The organism is Telmatocola sphagniphila (assembly GCF_018398935.1).
GTDB lineage: Bacteria > Planctomycetota > Planctomycetia > Gemmatales > Gemmataceae > Telmatocola > Telmatocola sphagniphila.
On record NZ_CP074694.1, the window covers coordinates 4,505,430 to 4,523,347 of the forward strand.

At 52.1% G+C, this 17,918-nt stretch carries 16 protein-coding genes; 11 read left to right on the top strand and 5 right to left on the bottom strand.

Annotation, left to right across the window (positions count from 1 at the left end; all coding sequences use genetic code 11):
• Positions 1-2: 2 nt before the first annotated feature.
• Together KIH39_RS18060 and KIH39_RS18065 are read left to right on the top strand one after the other, a co-directional pair.
• Positions 3-245, top strand: coding sequence for a hypothetical protein (locus tag KIH39_RS18060; protein WP_213494631.1), 243 nt, complete (start codon positions 3-5; stop codon positions 243-245).
• Positions 239-1,690 (top strand): arylsulfatase, encoded by a 1,452-nt coding sequence (locus tag KIH39_RS18065; protein ID WP_213500471.1) that lies wholly within the window; start codon positions 239-241, stop codon positions 1,688-1,690. The genes KIH39_RS18060 and KIH39_RS18065 overlap by 7 nt, the downstream gene beginning before the upstream one ends.
• A 101-nt stretch (positions 1,691-1,791) precedes the next feature.
• Here the strand turns inward: KIH39_RS18065 and KIH39_RS18070 are convergent, their stop codons facing one another.
• The 3 genes from KIH39_RS18070 to KIH39_RS18080 form a co-directional block, all read right to left on the bottom strand.
• Positions 1,792-3,249, bottom strand: a complete 1,458-nt coding sequence (locus KIH39_RS18070) for an OprO/OprP family phosphate-selective porin (protein ID WP_213494632.1) — start codon at positions 3,247-3,249, stop codon at positions 1,792-1,794.
• Positions 3,250-3,444: 195 nt separating this feature from the next.
• A complete protein-coding gene (locus KIH39_RS18075) occupies positions 3,445-4,632 on the bottom strand; it encodes a formylglycine-generating enzyme family protein (protein WP_246539333.1) in 1,188 nt (395 codons plus the stop codon).
• A 166-nt stretch (positions 4,633-4,798) separates the two neighbouring features.
• Complete coding sequence (locus tag KIH39_RS18080) at positions 4,799-6,166, bottom strand: carbohydrate porin (RefSeq protein WP_213494633.1); 1,368 nt, start codon at positions 6,164-6,166, stop codon at positions 4,799-4,801.
• A gap of 434 nt (positions 6,167-6,600) precedes the next feature.
• On the opposite strand from KIH39_RS18080, the gene KIH39_RS18085 reads away from it, so the two are divergent.
• From KIH39_RS18085 to KIH39_RS18125, 9 genes are all read left to right on the top strand, one after another.
• A complete protein-coding gene (locus KIH39_RS18085; protein WP_213494634.1) occupies positions 6,601-7,575 on the top strand; it encodes a family 43 glycosylhydrolase in 975 nt (324 codons plus the stop codon).
• A gap of 369 nt (positions 7,576-7,944) precedes the next feature.
• Positions 7,945-8,805: an HAD-IIA family hydrolase gene (locus KIH39_RS18090; protein WP_213500474.1), complete on the top strand. Its 861-nt coding sequence runs from the start codon at positions 7,945-7,947 to the stop codon at positions 8,803-8,805.
• Between the two features lie 217 nt (positions 8,806-9,022).
• Positions 9,023-9,613, top strand: coding sequence for a hypothetical protein (locus tag KIH39_RS18095; RefSeq protein ID WP_213494635.1), 591 nt, complete (start codon positions 9,023-9,025; stop codon positions 9,611-9,613).
• Between the two features lie 168 nt (positions 9,614-9,781).
• The gene (locus tag KIH39_RS26660) at positions 9,782-10,348 is read left to right on the top strand and encodes a F0F1 ATP synthase subunit gamma (RefSeq protein ID WP_261353369.1); all 567 of its coding nucleotides are present in this window, start codon (positions 9,782-9,784) and stop codon (positions 10,346-10,348) included.
• 198 nt (positions 10,349-10,546) lie between these two features.
• Positions 10,547-10,912 (top strand): VOC family protein, encoded by a 366-nt coding sequence (locus KIH39_RS18105; RefSeq protein WP_213494636.1) that lies wholly within the window; start codon positions 10,547-10,549, stop codon positions 10,910-10,912.
• Positions 10,913-11,059: 147 nt separating this feature from the next.
• Positions 11,060-11,542 (top strand): hypothetical protein, encoded by a 483-nt coding sequence (locus KIH39_RS18110; RefSeq protein ID WP_213494637.1) that lies wholly within the window; start codon positions 11,060-11,062, stop codon positions 11,540-11,542.
• Between the two features lie 154 nt (positions 11,543-11,696).
• Positions 11,697-12,182, top strand: a complete 486-nt coding sequence (locus tag KIH39_RS18115) for a VOC family protein (RefSeq protein WP_213494638.1) — start codon at positions 11,697-11,699, stop codon at positions 12,180-12,182.
• Between the two features lie 131 nt (positions 12,183-12,313).
• Complete coding sequence (locus KIH39_RS18120; RefSeq protein ID WP_213494639.1) at positions 12,314-12,904, top strand: DUF7010 family protein; 591 nt, start codon at positions 12,314-12,316, stop codon at positions 12,902-12,904.
• 202 nt (positions 12,905-13,106) lie between these two features.
• Positions 13,107-16,469 carry a DEAD/DEAH box helicase gene (locus tag KIH39_RS18125; protein ID WP_213494640.1) on the top strand — a complete coding sequence of 1,121 codons (3,363 nt, stop codon included), beginning with the start codon at positions 13,107-13,109 and terminating at the stop codon, positions 16,467-16,469.
• A gap of 40 nt (positions 16,470-16,509) precedes the next feature.
• Here the strand turns inward: KIH39_RS18125 and KIH39_RS18130 are convergent, their stop codons facing one another.
• Both KIH39_RS18130 and KIH39_RS18135 read right to left on the bottom strand, forming a co-directional pair.
• The gene (locus KIH39_RS18130; protein WP_246539335.1) at positions 16,510-17,139 is read right to left on the bottom strand and encodes a DUF2306 domain-containing protein; all 630 of its coding nucleotides are present in this window, start codon (positions 17,137-17,139) and stop codon (positions 16,510-16,512) included.
• A complete protein-coding gene (locus KIH39_RS18135; protein ID WP_213494642.1) occupies positions 17,136-17,912 on the bottom strand; it encodes a DUF1559 family PulG-like putative transporter in 777 nt (258 codons plus the stop codon). The genes KIH39_RS18130 and KIH39_RS18135 overlap by 4 nt, the downstream gene beginning before the upstream one ends.
• Positions 17,913-17,918 lie beyond the last annotated feature (6 nt).

Genomic DNA, 17,918 nt, shown 5'->3' on the forward strand with positions numbered 1-17,918 from the left:
CTATGCTTGCAAAAGCCAAATTGCAGGCCGCGGCGTTCATCGGCTTTGGGATGATGCTCGGCTATGCCACGGCGACGGGAAATCTGAATCCAATTTCCTGGGCTAAGGGAAATCCTCCCGAGGTTACTCAAACTGCCAATTCGGGTACGGACCCGAAGGCCAGCACTCTGGTCGCGTTGGCCAACCACAACGAACGAGTAAGCCTACAAGCGGAAAAAACCGGTAAGAAGCCCAAAACATTCTGATTCTCTGGGGTGATGACATCGGTGGCTTCAACGTCAGCGCCTACAACATGGGCATGATGGGTTACAAGACACCCAACATCGACAGCATCGCCAAAGCGGGCGCTCTCTTTACCGACTGGTACGGCCAACAAAGCTGCACGGCCGGTCGAGCCGCTTTCATCACCGGTCAATCGCCGATTCGCTCGGGACTCACTAAAGTCGGTCTTCCCGGCGCTCCCGAAGGCATGAAAAAGGAAGATCCGACGATCGCAGGACTCCTCAAGCCCCTGGGCTATGTCACCGGCCAATTCGGGAAAAATCACCTGGGCGACCGGGACGAAATGCTGCCCACCAACCACGGTTTCGATGAATTCTTCGGCAATCTCTATCACCTCAATGCCGAAGAAGAACCCGAAAATCCCGATTATCCCAAGTCGGCCGAATTCAAAAAACGCTTTGGTCCTCGCGGCGTGATCCACAGTTTTGCCGGCGGCAAGATTGAAGATACCGGACCATTGACCAAGAAGCGTATGGAAACCGTCGATGTGGAGGTCACCAATGCGGCCATGGGTTTCATGGAGAAGGCCGTCAAAGCAGACAAGCCATTCTTTGTATGGTGGAACAGCACCCGAATGCACATTTTCACGCACTTGAAACCCGCCTCGGAAGGCAAGACTGGTTACGGGATCTACGCCGACGGCATGGTCGAGCATGATGGCATGGTGGGGCAATTGCTGGCCAAGCTGAAAGAACTCGGAATCGAAGACAACACTATCGTGATGTACTCGACCGATAACGGGGCCGAGACCTTCACCTGGCCCGATGGTGGGACGACCATGTTCCGCGGTGAAAAAAATACGAACTGGGAAGGCGGCTACCGAGTGCCCTGCGCCATTCGCTGGCCGGGGGTGATCAAACCGGGAACCGTGATCAATCACATCGGTGCACACGAAGATATGATGACAACTCTACTCGCGGCCGCCGGGGATACCACTGCGAAAGAAGATCTTCTCAAAGGCAAAAAAGTTGGGGAGATGAACTATAAGGTCCATCTCGACGGCTACAACCTGCTCACCGCTCTGAAGGGGGAAGCCGAATGGCCCCGTAAAGAGTTCATCTATTGGACTGACGACGGTAGCGTGGCCGCGCTTCGTTATAACGACTGGAAAATCACCTTCCTGAAGCAGAATGGTCATGGTCTGGAAGTTTGGCAGAAGCCCTTCGAAGAGCTGCGAGCTCCCTTGCTGACGAATCTGCGAATGGATCCCTTCGAACGCGCCGAACCCGAACACGCCATCGGTTTTCAGCGCTGGTATCTCGAACATATGTTTGCCATGGCTCCCGCAGCGGGTTATGTGGGCAAATGGTTGCAAAGCTTCCGAGAGTTTCCGCCGCGTCAGAAACCGGGCAGTTTTAACCTTGATCGCGTCATGGAAGCCGTCACCAAAGGGGCGGGCGATAAATAACAGTTAGCTGTTTAGAGATGTGATAATTCCCGAAGGGTTCGACCACGTTGTGGTTGAGCCCTTTTTCTTTTTTCCATCGATTGAAATTGCCGCGATGAATTTTAGAAATCGATGGCGAAGCGAATACCTAACGCCTGCATCGAACCGTTGACCGACGTGCGATCGTCCAACTGGGTATAAACGTAGTTGAACATCATTCTGGCGTTGGCATTCCAGTACCAATTGACACCGGCAGTCCAGGAAGCCATGGAACCCCAGCCGGGATAATTTCGACCCGAGTCCAGGCGATCGTAGCGAGCGGCCAATTCCCAGGCCCCGAGTCCCGAACCCGCTCCGGTATCCTCGCGTAACGGTCTTAATGGTGAAACAGGTTTGACTCGGCCAAGTCCGCCTGCGATTTTGTCCGCCGGATGATGATCGGGAGTTAGAAAATATAACGCCTCAACATAGAATCCCTGACCGTAAAGGTTGCCCAAGGCGAGCGAATTGACTGTGCCGGGTAAACCGTTCTGGTAGGCATTCGGAAGATAGGAGCCGAGATATTCCGAACCCAGTGCGAATCGCCCCCAGGCGGCGAAGCCTCCGACACCGAAGGCCTGGTTGCTCGATTCCGAAAACAGATTTCCCGTATTTACCAAAAAGGGCGTTTGAAAAGAGGAACCGCTGCGGATGAGAGGTCGGGCATAGACCGAGGCTTGATCGTTGATTTGGCCGCCGGCGGAATATCCCCCGCCGAGATATAACCAGTATTGTTCTTCCTCGTTGTAGATCGGAAACCCGTGCAACCGGCCCAGTACCGCTACTTTCCCATCCGAGGAAACGGAGAACACACTCGTTCGGCTTCCGGGCTTGGCGACATCGACGTACAGGGTCAGGCGATCATCCCACCAGGAATTTCCGTAGCTGATCCCCGTCAAATAAATGAAGTTGTCGTTCAAGGCATCGTAGGCGGCGGAATTCTCCATGAAGGGAATATTCTTACTGCTGGTGGCCGCCTCGAAAGTTAATGGATTCTTCTGGTGTCCGAAGCGGATGCGACCGGGAAAGAATAAATCGGTGGAACCGATCCAGTTATCAGTGAAGAAGACGTTAGGTTGCGGATTATTCGGCGATTTTTGAAGATCCGTGGACTGGGCAAGATCGGCCTTGAAGGCAAACTCGATGGAGTTCCAAAGCGTTCCTTCGAGTTCGATCACAGCGCGTCTGAGACTGACCCCGGATTGCAACGGATAATTTAAGTCTTGATTGAGTTGAGAAGGCGCGGAGTACCAGGTCGAATCCAGGTTTACGCTGCCCCCGAGTCGAATCTTGGAGGAGCCATCGGAAGTGCTTTGAACGAATCCTTCCGTTGAAAAAGACGAAAAAATGTTCTTCCAGTATTCCGATTTTTCATCGTCCGTTTTCTTCTGCTCGGCAACCTGTTTTTCCAGAATGGACAGGCGTTGCTTCAGATCTTCGACTTCCGCCGTCGAAGTAGCCCGTGCGGGCGTTTCAAAAGAGGGTGGGTCTTCCACGGGTGTAGCGCATTGCAGCAGTATTGCACTCAGCAGTGACCACATGACCCGCCCTTAATTTTCCCCGAGATCGAGTAAATTCAATAACGGAAATTCTGGGGCTGTCAATTCGAGGTGAAATGAAGCTGCGCAGCCGATCCAAATTGCCGCAACGCATGAATGTTGCGAATTCGGATGAAACAATCGCCGTTCGACTTTTGAATGGATACGACTCGATTTGCCGGAACCAAATTGGTTCCGTCATTTGGGATCCATGACGCAGCGAAAGCCAACGTGATTGGTACCGGTCGAAACTTCCCCCTTACCACGCGTCCCGAGCAAATATCGACTGCAGTATTGCTCGGTACAGAGAAATGAGCCGCCGCGATGAACTCGTTTGGGTTGTCCCGGCTCAGCTGGGTCCAGACTGCTCTCGGGTCCGTGGGGGTTTTTCGCCACCCCGCCCTGCTTGGCGAGATCCGAATAGTAGTCGGGTCGATACCAATCTGAGCACCACTGCCAGACGTTACCGGCCATGTCGTAAAGGCCGTATGCGTTTGGAGGAAAACTGGCGACAGGAGCGATGCCGGCGAATCCGTCTTCCCCGGTATCTTTAATGGGAAACTTTCCCTGGAAAGTGTTGGCCATGCTTTTCCCGTTGGGCTTGAACTCATCCCCCCAGAAGAAACGCTTACCGGCCTGCCCTCCCCGAGCGGCAAATTCCCATTCCGCTTCGGTCGGCAATCTTTTACCCGCCCACTTGCAGTAAGCTTGGGCATCGGCATAAGCGATATGCACGACCGGATATTTTTCTTTGCCAACCAGATTACTATCGGGCCCCGTCGGATGTTGCCAGTTGGCCCCCTTCACATAGTTCCACCATTGAAAATGATTATCTAATTCCACGGGTTCCGCGGGTGGCGAGAAAACCACCGACCCGGCCTTCAGGTTCTCCGGCGGAGCATCCGGAAAATCTTCCTTTCGCGGAGGAATCTCGGCAGTGGTTTTATAATTGGTCGCTTTTACGAAGGCGGCAAATTCTTCATTTGTGACTACGTGGGTATCCATCCAGAATCCATCGACATAAACGCGATGAATGGGGCGGGTGTCGTTCATGGGATCTTTCCCGCCCGCCTCGGTATTGCGGGGATCGGCACAACCCATCGAAAACTCTCCACCCGGTATCCAGACCATTCCTGCCGGCGCCGGTTTCGGTGCGGGCTTCGAATTCTCCTGCGTAGCTTGAAATTCCTCCGCGTTCGTCGTTGCGGTGGGAACCTCAGAGAGTTCCTTGGCAACCGTTACGATTTTTTTGACGGATGAACTGAACAGCTTGACGCCGCCCCAAGTTAATAACGTGGCGGCGACGAACAAAGCGATCATCCAGATCCAGGAAGTGGGAGACGCCTGAATATTTGCAGGAAGAGGATTCTGGGATGAAGATTTCATGGTGATAGCTGTTCGGCAGTGGAAACATCTGGGCTCTAAGAGAAATTATGCAAGTCCGGCAGGACAAGGACAGGAAAAACCGATTGGAAGGGTGGAACGATTTGATGGAATCTGGAAATGAAATGCGTAAGACCCCGATGAATTGGCATCGGGGCCTTAGAAGAAATTAAAAGTCGAGTTTGGCCCGCAAGCCGATGACACAGGCCGCTTCTTGCTTGCTCTGCGTCGGCAGTACCAACTGCACATCAGGAGTGAGGTGGAACCAGGGAGTTACGGCGCAGTTGTAAAACAATTCAAAACCCTGTTCATCTCGAACATTCAAGCCTGCTAGAGCCAGGGTTCCTTTGATCGGCCCACTCAAACCGAGGTAGAAGTAACCCAATCCGAAGGTGTCCTTCGTCGCATAAGGATTCGAACCGGAGATTCCAAAATTAAAGAAGTTATTGAGGGGACTGGGATTACCATCGGCAACACCCCCTTCACTGAAGATCCCCCAGGCGTTTTTCGGATCTTCGCACGATGTCCAAAGAGTTTGGCTGGCTTTGTAGAACACCGACCAGGAGCCGGTTTCTCGACCCAGTACCGGAATCGCACGATTCAGTTGGGGGAAGAGAAGATACGAATCGAAATCGAGCGAGGTATAAGTTCTCGTGCTGTAGACGCCACCGATCGAGACGCTCCCCGGTTTTTCAAAAGGGAGAGGTAAGCCTCCCTCGGCCACGATCACGGCTCCCTTGCTGAACAGATTGTTGACAGCCGAATCGGTGGCATGGTCCACGGCATCGAATACCGAAATGGCCGCGGCAGGTTGATGATCGACCAGGAACACTACGCCGGTCCCAAAAGTGGAATAGGGAACAGCCCGAAGCGCTGTGGCATTGAAGGTCAAACCACCGCTCATGAAGTTATCGATGCCGATACCGCCGCCGAAGGTCAATTTGTCTTCGTCGAGAGTATTAATCTTTCCAGCATAGACCGCCAGGTTTTCGCTGAGCCCCTGGGTCACTTTCAAAGAGGTGATGGCCGTCAAGTTTCCATCGCCGGGAAACTTCGAAGCCAGGTTGACGGGTAACAGGGCGCCCGATGCTTTGTTGACATCTTCGCCGTAACGCGTTTCCGCGTGCATATTGATAAACAGGCCTTCCCAAAGTCCGGCCTTCTGACCATCGATATCGACGTAGTAGTTCAGCTTGCCGCCGTACTCGAACTGATTGGTTTTACCGCCCGAGGCCACACCTTGATAAAACTGGGTCAAATCGCCTCGAAAAATAAAGCCATTTTGCGCCAAAGAATCGCGGTAGCCGCCCCAATTTCCTGTCAGAGTCGACATGAAGGGAGATACTTCTTCCTTCGCTTTCGGGTCGCTATCCAGGCAGGATTGCAGAGCCGGTTTGGGAGCGGCATCCCCCTGCGTCAACACTTCGATGGGAGTAGGATTGAGGACAGAATTTGTCGCTTTAGGCTCTTGTCCGTAGCTCAACGACGCACTCAGACCAGTAATCCCGGCCAGTGTCAATTTCCGAAGAGGAATCACTCTCCACCCCTTTTCGCGATTAAACGATTTTACGTAAAAATGTGATCGTCTGAAGAGAAGAGTTACTCCATTTGAACCGATTGCACGGCCACTCCCGGATTCATCCGGGGGCCAGTTATTGGTCATAATCCCGTTAATCGATACAGTTTATCAATCTTTCAACGAACGCGGACGCCTATTCGTCGGCTGGCGAGTCGATTGACGCTCCAGAGATCGGAACGATTCCTTCGGGATGTAAATTTTTCAATCGAACAGTCGGGGGGGAGAGAGTTCACTTCATCGAAAAACTTCTCCCGCTCCATCGAGAATCGAATTCAAATGGCGAAATTCGAGATCGATTCGTTTCCGGGCAATCGACGCCGGTGAAAAGTTTCAATTCGCAGGGGGGATTTCCCCTATGTTGAACGGAAAGTAATTGATTCGAGGTACCCGCCATGAAGCTGCTATTGAGTCTGCTCTATCTGATCGCCAGCGTGCTCGCGGGTAACACCCAGGAAAATCGACGGTCTCCATCGGAAACCGGCTGGGTCAAGTACGAAAAAAATCCTGTGCTGGGGGGCGACCTCGGGACCTGCTTCGATATCTCCGTTCTCAAAGACGGGGATACCTATCGGATGTGGTTTTCCTGGCGGCCCAAAAAAAGTATTGCCCTGGTAGAAAGCAAAGACGGGATCCAGTGGGGTAAACCGGAAATTGTTCTCGCCCCCAACGATAAAACCGATTGGGAAAGTGATCTGAACCGTCCAGTCGTGATAAAGCACGGCGACCTCTATCAAATGTGGTATACCGGTCAGGCCCGGAACAAGTCCTGGATCGGTTTCGCGACCAGTAAGGATGGCAAGCACTGGGAACATAAGAGCGACAAACCTGTACTATCGGCCGAACAAGCTTGGGAGAAAGTGGCGGTGATGTGCCCCCACGTAATTTATGACGATAAGGCAAAGGTCTATCGGATGTGGTATTCGGGCGGCGAGCAGTACGAACCGAATGCCATCGGCTACGCTACCAGTCCGGAGGGTTTGAAATGGACCAAGCATTCGGACAATCCGATTTTCCAGCCCGATCCGAAGAAGAATTGGGAGAAAGAACGCGTCACTGCCTGTCAGGTGATTCGCGAGGGCGACTGGTATGTGATGTTCTACATAGGATTTCGTGACATCGAACATGCGCAAATCGGCGTCGCACGATCCCGGGATGGCATCACCAACTGGCAGCGCTATTCGGCAAACCCGATCATTCAGCCCAATAAGGACCAATGGGACCACGACGCCGTCTATAAACCTTACGCGATTTTCGACGGCAAAAAATGGCTGCTCTGGTACAACGGACGACATGGAGGCAAAGAACAGATCGGTCTGGCCATCCACGAAGGTCGGGATCTGGGTTTCGACAAAGTTCCGCCTAAGTAAGTGAGTCGCTCCCGGGGAGCTTCTCGGCTTTATTAAGTGCGCATTTTAAACAGTCGAAAAAAAGTTCGCAAAGATTTTTGTCGAACTCTTTTTATATTCTGCTTCGCCAATCGTGGCGGGCAGCAACTGCGCATTTCTTAAGCATACTAAAGCTTGTTCGTACGTTTCATTTTTGGCCTTTTTCCTCATTAATTCCCGGCCTTTTAAGCACTTGCGTATTCCTCTTATTTAATTAGAAGTCTTATTGGCATAGTTGTTGCCTATATCTTCAACTCCTCTTCTTTTCTCAAGCGTTGGCTTGGGATCAAATAAACGACTTGACTGAGATTGTTCAATTAGGAGAGCCGAGTGTTTGGATATTTGATTGACATGGATGGGGTGATCTATCGCGGGAGCGAACTGATCCCAGGCGCGGATCGATTTATTCACAGCCTCCGGGAACAAAATATTCCTTTTCGATTTCTGACGAACAATAGCCAGCGCACGCGACTCGATGTGGCTACCAAGCTGCAGCGTATGGGAATCGAAGTCGAAGAAGAACATATCTTCACCTGTGCGATGTCCACCGCGCGATTCCTGGCCATGCAGAAGCCCAACGGCACGGCCTTTGTAATCGGCGAAACCGGCCTGCTAACCGAATTGCACCACAATGGTTATGCCATCGTGGACAAGAACCCCGATTACGTCGTGGTTGGGGAAGGCCGCACTCTGAATTTTGAAATGGTGGAAGCGGCCGTCGGGATGATTTTGGCAGGTGCAAAATTGGTGGCCACGAATATGGATCCCAATTGCCCCACGCAGACGGGCACCAGACCCGGTTGCGGCGCCATCGTTTCCATGCTCGAGACAGCCACAGGTGCGAAAGCTTTCAGCGTTGGCAAACCCAGTCCGATTATGCTGCGTGCCGCCCGCAAAGAATTGGGACTGACGACCAGCCAGACCATCGTCATCGGCGATACCATGGAGACCGACATACTTGGCGGTGTGCAACTCGGTTTCAAAACTGTTCTGGTTCTCAGCGGCGGCACACGCCTGGAAGATTTGTCGCGCTACACGTACCGTCCGGACAAGGTCGTCGCGTCGATTGATGACCTGGAGCCCAACGAACTCCTGAGTGAGTTTTCGGAACCCTCCGTGATCTCTACGAGTAGTCCTTCACCGGCCATTCGCAATATCCCCTATGCGAAATCGGCTGCTCGAACGTCCAAACGGCGTCTGATCAGCCGTTAGCAAATATTACTTGTAAAGCAAAAGGGGATCGGCTAATTGGAAGAGCAATCCCCTTTTGCTTCACACCCCTTTAACGACTCTGCTGATCAATCTTTAGCCACTCATTCACTTCAAAAAAATCGAATTGCTTCGGCTTCTATCGAGAACAATTGTAATTCGACAGAAGACAAATTAGGATAGCTACACATTCGAAATTCAAATTGTATCTAAGCTCTTCATGACTTCTCTGCAACAAGTTCCGATCAAGTCGGTGCCATCCAAACTGGGACGATTGAGTGCCGTCCGCGGTCCGGTTGTGGAAGTGGAATTCGCTGAAACGAACTTGCCCGCCATTTATGAATCTCTCCTGCTGGATGCGGATGGCCGGGAGGTGGTTCTGGAAGTTTCCCATCACATCAGTCTGACGGGGGCGCGAGCGATTGTACTGAGCCGTCCGGAAGGTATGGCCCGGGGCATGCCCGTTCGAAGAACCTATAGTCCGCTACAAGTCCCCGTCGGTCCGAACACGCTGGGTCGTTTGTTCAATGTCCTGGGCCAGTCACTCGATCAACTCCCGCCACCCGAAACGCGGCGAATGCCGATCCATCGCTCCTCACCGCCACTGAGTTCCCAACGTAGAAAAATTGAATTTCTCACCACCGGTATCAAGGTCATAGATCTGCTCGCTCCGCTGGCGCGCGGCGGCAAAGCCGGATTGATTGGCGGAGCCGGGGTCGGCAAAACAATCCTGCTTCAAGAATTGATCCGCACCATCTCCGATCATCGCGACGGCGTGGCGGTTTTCGCAGGGGTCAGAGAGCAATCCTGACAGCCCGTCAGTACCGTGAGGTGGTTGTTCGCGCAATATCCGCCGCGGGGCCCAAGGTGAGGTTACTGGCTCAGGAAGTCGAAGCCGACAATAGCTTGGTAATCGTCCTGACCTCCGAACAGCCGCTTTGCGGCGGCTTTAATCATCTGGTGCTCGATCGCACACGTTCTGCACAAAGAGCGAGCCGCTCATGCAAAAGTCGAACTTATCGTCGTTGGCCAGCGGGGCGGCCCTGTCATGACGGCCTGCGGATTAACTCCTCTGCGAATCGAAAGGGGACCGACTTCGCTGGCCGGGCTGAAAGAGGCCGTCAAGGGTTTGGCGAATTACATCGATCGCGAATATACTTCGGGAAAAGTCGCCGCGGTCGATCTCGTTTATACGCGCTATCAGTCGATTAGCGAATGCGTACCGACAATCATGCGATTGCTTCCAATTGAACCAGCGATTTTACCGGCCGTTCCTCCGGAAATGCAATTTCAAACGTACCTTTCCGACTCGCAATTGATAGCCGGTCTGGTGAGCCAATATGCCTACATCAGCTTCTTCCAGGCAGCCGCCGAATCGTATGCGTGCGAGCAGGCGAGTCGCTTGATCGCTATGGATGGCGCGACTCGAAATACCAGCCGGATCGTCGATGACCTGCTCAACAGCGAACGACGGGAACGCCAGCACGAAATCACCGGGCAGATGCTGGAGATGATCGCCAGCCGAGTGAATTTGGTGGAGGAATGAGGAATCGTTGCCAGTTCAACGTTCGGTCAGGAGCTTCTTCTGGTCCGGCAAAAATGGCCAGCTCGATTAGGGTGTTTCAGGAGAGATCAAAGTTGCATAAATTCCGTAGAACCGTGATTGACCGGCCTCAATGAGCCGCTTATCATGCACCCTGATCGAATCCTGTAGTAACCTCTGTTACCCGAAAATGAGCATCTCATGGAAAAAGTGCTAGGCGTCGGCGGGATTTTCTTCAAGGCACGCGATCCCAAAGCGCTGGCCAAATGGTATGCCGAACATTTGGGAGTCCCAGTGGCCGATGGTCAATCCTACGGGGCGTTTGCATCCATCTCTGCGGACGAGCAGACGGTTTGGTCGACGTTCCCCGAGAACACGACTTACTTTGGCACGGGCCCAACTCCTTTCATGGTGAACTATCGCGTCCGCAATCTCGATGCGATGCTGGCCCAGCTGAAGGCCGCCGGGGTGCCGGTGGATGAAAAGGTACAGGATTACGATTTTGGCCGTTTCGGTTGGGCGACTGATCCGGAAGGGAATCGGTTCGAACTCTGGGAACCGAAATAGAGCGAAGCGATTCCCGGCGATAGCTAAGTTTAAAATGGATTTTCCCCGAACCTTATTTTCAAAATCAAATCGTCCCTAGGAGAATTACTCAAGGCATGGATTCGTTATAACTCCCATTTTAAATCCATTCCTAGAGGAGTGAGTGAGATGCTGTCGGGTGAAATGGCCCCCATGGGCAAGGCGGATCGCTTACTTCAGGGGGCCATTTACATTTTATTCTGCTCGCCGTTTCTCCTGATGGGCGGCGGAATGTTCTTAACGGGTGTTTTCGCGCTGGGGCCGCGTAAAGACATGGCGGAACTCTGGATCTGTCTACCCGCGGGTCTCGCACTTTTATCTGTATTTGGGATAATACTCTATTACGCCATTTGGCGTGTGCCTTCGTTAACCGTTCTTCGATTCGTCTTCGATGGGGACGAATTCGTTGCCCAGACGCCGAGCAAACATCTCGTCATCCGGGCTAAAGAAGCAATCCGAGAAATCCTTGAGGAGCGCGGACAGCGCGGCAGAGTTCTAATCGGCTGGTGGTTAAAAATTGAAAAACATGGCTGGATCCATTTGGAACGATCTCTCCCGAATGGCGAAGCATTGATCGATCAATTGAATTGTTTGCTTGGGAAGTCCGTGTGATTTAGCCTGTGGAATTTGTAACTGGGAAGCCAGAAGAGAACTTCTACTCAGGTTTTTGCGTGGCCCAAATATTTCTCTTTTTTCTCTTCAGATACACCGATAGGATTCGAGCCAACGTTATTCTGGATTAGCTTGTTACAAAGAGAAAGAAGCCATGCATAAACCCGCCAAAAACACGATTTGTCTCTGGTACAACGGCGATGTGGAAGAGGCCGCGAAATTTTATGCCAAGACTTTTCCGGATTCAGCGGTAACGGCCGTGCATCGTGCACCGAGCGATTATCCGGCCGGGAAGAAGGGAGATGTTCTGACAGTCGAATTCACCGTCCTGGGTATTCCCTGTCTGGGCCTGAACGGCGGACCCGGCATCAATCATTCCGAGGCTTTCTCGTTCCAGATCTCCACGGAGAATCAGGAAGAAACAGATCGCTACTGGAATGCGATTGTCGGCAACGGTGGCCAGGAAAACGACTGTGGTTGGTGTAAAGACAAGTGGGGTCTCTGCTGGCAAATCACCCCGGCGGCATTGGTGCATGGCTACACGCATCCCGATGCTGCAGTTGCGAAGAGAGTATTTGAAGCCATGATGACGATGAAAAAAATCGATGTTGCCACTATCGAGGCTGCCATAAAAGGGTGAAGCAAATCGTTACCCTTACCAGAGTAGGCAAATTAATCCAAATTCCCCTACTCACTCTCCGAATAGACAGGAGACTGTATATCAGCTGATCCGCCGCAAGGTGGACTTTATCGAATAGCCAGGAGTCGCTTTTGGACATTGAAGATGCTCAGCGGGAGGTCAGATATCGATATTCGGGCGGCTTTTACGGCCAAGCGGTTTCCGGCATCCTTTGGTTGGCGTCCGCTAGCCTCGCATCCTTTGATGGTCCGCGCACGGCCATCGCGATGCTCGTCCTCGGCGGCTTCTTCATCTTTCCAATTACCGAGTTGCTTGTCCGTACGGTCGGCAACCGAATGAAACTCTCTACTCAAAATTCTTTGCCGCAACTGGGCATGCAGATCGCATTCACGCTCCCCTTATCCATGACTCTTTTGTTCCCGGTCTGTTCTCATCAGTTGAACTTGTTCTACCCGGCCCTGATGATCCTGTTAGGAGCTCACTATCTGCCGTTCGCATTTCTTTATGGGCTAAGGATGTTCGCGGTGCTCGGCGCATTGCTTCTGGGTGCCGGTACTATCATTGCACTTTATTTCTCGACGAGTTTTAGTCTGGGAGGTTGGTATACTGGTGTCGTGTTATTGATCTTCGCGGTGATGGGGAAGTGGCTTGTAGAGGGGGAGAAGGATCCACTTCCTGTCGAACCGAGTACGAAATCTGTTTCTGGCTTGATTGTGAAATGATCTTTCAAAAGCGACGTTATGTCCTGTCAGGAATCACGATTGAGGCACGTTGATTATGGGAAATTCCTGTAGACAAGCCGCAATTTTTCGCGTTTGGATTTCCTGAAAAATCGAATGATGCTTACCCGTTACTTACCACAGCCCATTTCCTAAAAAAAGAACTCCCGAACTTGCATCCGGATCCGAGCCAGAGAATCGAAAAGTGCTAGCATCGAAACTGAAAAACTTCTTTTCGCAAGCAATACGTGATCGAGGCGTCGCTTATTTCTGCATGAATCATGTGAAGATTCTTTCGGGGAACAGCAAGCTTGTGCGAGCTCGCGTCGAAGGTAGCGATACTTATCAAGTCAATCTCTTTCGAAGCAAGGATCAAATGAACGCCTCCTGTACATGTCCCTATATGGACCGGTACGATGGGGCTTGTAAGCACATCTGGGCAACAATTCTGCAAGCGGAGAAACAAGGCTTTCTCAAAGGCGACAACAATCAAACGATCAAAAAGCTGCAGATTTTTGACACCAATCAAGATGACGAATTCGAGGAGTACGACACGCCCTACGAAGTCAAAATTTCGCCGCCAACCGCGACAACTCCCATCAGTCCTATTCCACCGCGGCCTGCTAGGGCGATTCTTTCTCCTCGCCAGGCCATCGGTTGGAAACAGGCGCTCTCTCATTTCAATGAAAAGGTAAATCCGCACCCAACTATCGCAAGTGCTCTTTTAGATCCAGGACACGCGATTTTCTACATTGTCGACTTACTGCGCAGCCGTGCCAATAAGCACCTCCTCATCGAATTGACGACTCGCTATCATCTGAAAAGTGGCCAGTGGAGCGAGCCGCGGAACTGGAGTCTGCCCAGACATAGCCTCGACCGCGTGGAGGACCTGCCCGATCGTCAGACGCTACAGGCGCTGGCTAAGGTTCGCGAAGAATCGGATCAGGCGCAGTACTACAACCCCTACCACAGAAGTAAAATCTCAACCCGCTACGAGTTACCTCATCCACTCGGCGCTACGCTACTCCCGTTAGTCTGTGCGACGGGAAGATGCGTGCTCCGCGAAACAGAAAACAACGATTCCCTGCAAAAACTGCACTGGGACGGCCCTGATTTTTGGGAGTTCTGGTTAAAGGTCGCTCCCAGTGAATCGGGGAAATCCTACGAACTCCTCGGCGAACTTCGACGCGGTGAACAGCGCCTGGGATTGGAGGCGACTCGTTTGATTCTGCGCGGCGGTCTCGTCTTCTGGGAAGATCGTGTCGCGCCGCTGGAAGACGCCAATTGCTTCGAATGGATCGAGATGCTTCTGCGCCAGAAAAAAGTTCCCGTGCCTCTCGGCCAGAAGGAGCACTTTCTCAAGCAATTGCTTCAACTTCGGAATCTCCCCCGCCTCGATCTCCCGCAAGATATGCGCTTTGAAGAAGTCGCCCTGACGCCTCGACCTTTTCTGAAGATCCAACGCCAGACCGAGCGATTTCGAAATCGCGACCGCAAGCAGGAAATGCTCGCAGGGGAACTTGCATTCGAGTACGGCCAGCACGTAATTTCTGCTCAGAGCAATCTGCCGGGAATTTACGAAGCCGATTCGCGAAAATTTATCCCTCGAGACCGAGTGTCCGAACAAAGTTACGCCGCAAAGACCCTCGAGGTCGGCTTTCTAAGGCACAGAGACGCTTCTCAGAGAGAAGTGCAGTTGATCTCCGCTTCCCAGCTTCCCGAAGCAGTCAACACACTACTTCGCGAAGGCTGGCGCGTCGAAGCTCAGGGAAAGCTGTGTCGTCCGGCGGGAAGCTATCAAGTTGACTTGCGCTCGGGGATCGATTGGTTCGAGCTGCATGGGAAAGTCAGTTTCGGTGAACACGAGGTGGCTTTTCCTCTGTTGATCGCCGCTTTGGAGCGCGGTGAAAACTTCGTCCCTCTGGGAGATGGCAGTTGTGGTTTATTGCCGGAAGAATGGCTGAATAAGTACCTGCCACTGGCTCGGATGGGAACGACGGAAGGCGACCACGTTCGCTTTCGGCAGACCCAGGTCGGCTTGCTCGATGCTATGCTGGCCATGCAATCAGAAGTCAGTATTGACAAACGATTCGAGCAAGCCCGGGAACGACTCCGCCAGTTTCAGGGCATTGCGCCGCACGAAGCGCCCAACGGATTTACCGGAGATCTTCGCGTTTATCAACAAGAGGGTTTGGGATGGCTGCACTTCCTTCGCGAATTCGGCTTCGGCGGGTGCCTGGCCGATGACATGGGGTTGGGCAAGACGATCCAGGTCTTAGCACTTCTGGAAGCTCGCCGGCAGTTGCGTTGTAATGCCCGCAAAAAAAATAGACTGCCCCCTTCGCTGGTGGTAGTGCCTCGTTCGTTGATTTTCAATTGGCAGTCGGAAGCTAGTCGTTTTACACCTAAGCTCCGGATCCTCGACAACAGCGGCCTCGGTCGAATTAAATCCACCGATCAATTCGAGAATTACGATGTGATTCTGACGACTTACGGGACACTTCGTCGAGATATCCTCACGCTGAAAGATTATAAGTTCGATTACGCCATTCTCGACGAGGCCCAGGCGATCAAAAATGGGAACAGTCTATCAGCCAAGTCCGCCCGGCTTATCAATGCAGATCATCGGCTGGCGATGAGCGGCACGCCGGTCGAGAATCATCTGGGAGAATTGTGGAGCCTTTTCGAGTTTCTCAATCCCGGCATGCTTGGCAACACCTCCCAAATGGGCAAGTCCGATCTGGGTCTGGGTAAATCGAATGAAGAAGGGACCGCGATCTTGGCCAAAGCGTTGCGTCCGTTCATTCTGCGGCGAACCAAAGAGCAGGTGGCCAAGGATTTACCGGAAAAGACTGAACAGACCATCTATTGCGATCTGGATCCCGATCAGCGGATGCTCTACGACGACCTTCGCGAACACTATCGAAGTTCCTTGCTAGGCCGGATCGCACGCGATGGCATCAACAAGTCAAAAATTCTGATTCTGGAAGCTTTGCTTCGGCTTCGACAGGCCGCCCTTCATCCCGGGCTGATCGATAAGGCGGAACAGTTCAACACTTCGAGCGCTAAACTCGAAGTACTATTAGAACAGCTTCGAGAAGTTTTTCAGGAAGGCCATAAAACTCTCGTGTTCTCCCAGTTCACGAGCATGCTGGCGATCGTCAAGCATCGGCTGGACAAGGAAAAAATTCCCTACGCCTACCTGGATGGACAAACCAAAGACCGTCAGGAGCGCGTGCAACAATTCCAGAATGATCCCGACTGCAAAGTGTTCTTGATCAGTCTGAAAGCGGGGGGCGTCGGTCTGAATCTGACGGCGGCCGATTATATCTTCCTACTGGATCCCTGGTGGAATCCGGCCGTGGAGAGTCAAGCGATAGACCGAGCCCATCGCATCGGCCAGACTCGCCCCGTCTTTGCGTATCGGTTGATCGCCCGGAATACCGTCGAAGAAAAGGTTCTTGAACTTCAATCGAAAAAGCGGGCTCTAGCCGATGCGATTATCAACGCCGACAACAGCCTCATCCGGAATCTGGGCCGGGAAGATCTGGAGTTACTACTTTCCTGACGCATATTAAAAGAAGGATTAGCAGGATATCCTCAAGAGTTCATCGAAGATGAACTCTTGCAAACGTTTCATAAAGCAGCAGTGGTACCAGCCAACTACACCAACTGGCGATGATGTAGGCAATCTCGGCATTAGAAATTTCGTAAAGACTCAAAGTGCCCGAGATCAGACGGAGCGTTATGGCCGAGCAGATCAGTACATAACTGCGCTGCATCCAACGGCGGTGGAGTCCGAAACTCCTTCGACGAGCGTAGTGAACACCAAGAGTCGTGCTAATGGCCGTGGTGAGAGTAAGGAGAAAAAAGCTCAGGCCCGACCAGAAACCGGCAAAGGCAAAGCAAGCCATGATCAGGCTGCTGGGAAGAAAAAGGATTAGCAGAACCAGCACCTGAACCCAGCCCAGAAAACGATGTGTGGCCCGATAACGCGAGCGAAGAGTATCGCTGAGAAGAAATAATCCGTTGAGGAGAACGAGCGGTCCGGTGAAGATGTGGATATAAAAAGCCAGCGGGTAAATACCCGAAAATGTCTTTTCCCGACCGAGCAGAAAGAGCGATTCAAAATTCGGGGGGAAGTAATCAGGATAGTTGGAGAATATCGCAAATAGGGTCTGAAGAATCAACAGCACGGCCAGGACGCGAAGCGCTTGGATAAGGATAGTCAATCTCACCAGGAAGATCCCCATCGCTCTCTTTCGGCACCGGCTATGGTGATTGCAGCCGCAAGCACAGTAGGGTCGAAATTTGCCGAGATCTCGCGAACAGATCCGTCAAGTTTCCCAACTAACATTCTACTCTCGTGCGTGTAGAAGGGTCTTCGTTCTCCAGTTAATGGCAGATCGGTCGGATCGAAACCTCGTAAATTGGATGGTCCTCCTCGAGCCCAGTGCTCCAGCTTTGTGTGAATTTCCATCACGGCAATCGTGTTGGAGATGCCATCCGTTATTGACTCAAAAGATGTCAAGCGATCGTATCCCATAAAACCGTTGCCCCAAGCTCCCGCTAAGCGGCCGGGAGCATCCAACCCGAGACCAGCCATGGCGATGTAGTTGGTCGAAATTGGGGATTCTGTTTTTCGATTATTACTAGGACACACGTAGGACAAAATGGATACATCGAGGAGAGATTGATTGTTGGCGAAATCTTTGTTGCAGTCTAACTGCTTATAGAGATTGCCTTCCTCCACATACGGCAGTATGGAAACCATCCAGCTGAGGCAATCTTCTGGATTAGTTCCAGGTCCGATGCAACCGGTGGGAAACCAACCTTTCAGAGGTTCATTGGGACTACTATTAGATTCAAATTTCAGAATTCCAAGCAGGATTCCCTTAAAATTGTTCCGACATTTCATCGAGTCGGCTAATCCACGAAGATCCCGCGCTTTCGGAAGGAATAATGCGAGAGCAACAAAAACAATTCCGAGTACTACCAAGACTTCGATCAATCGCAA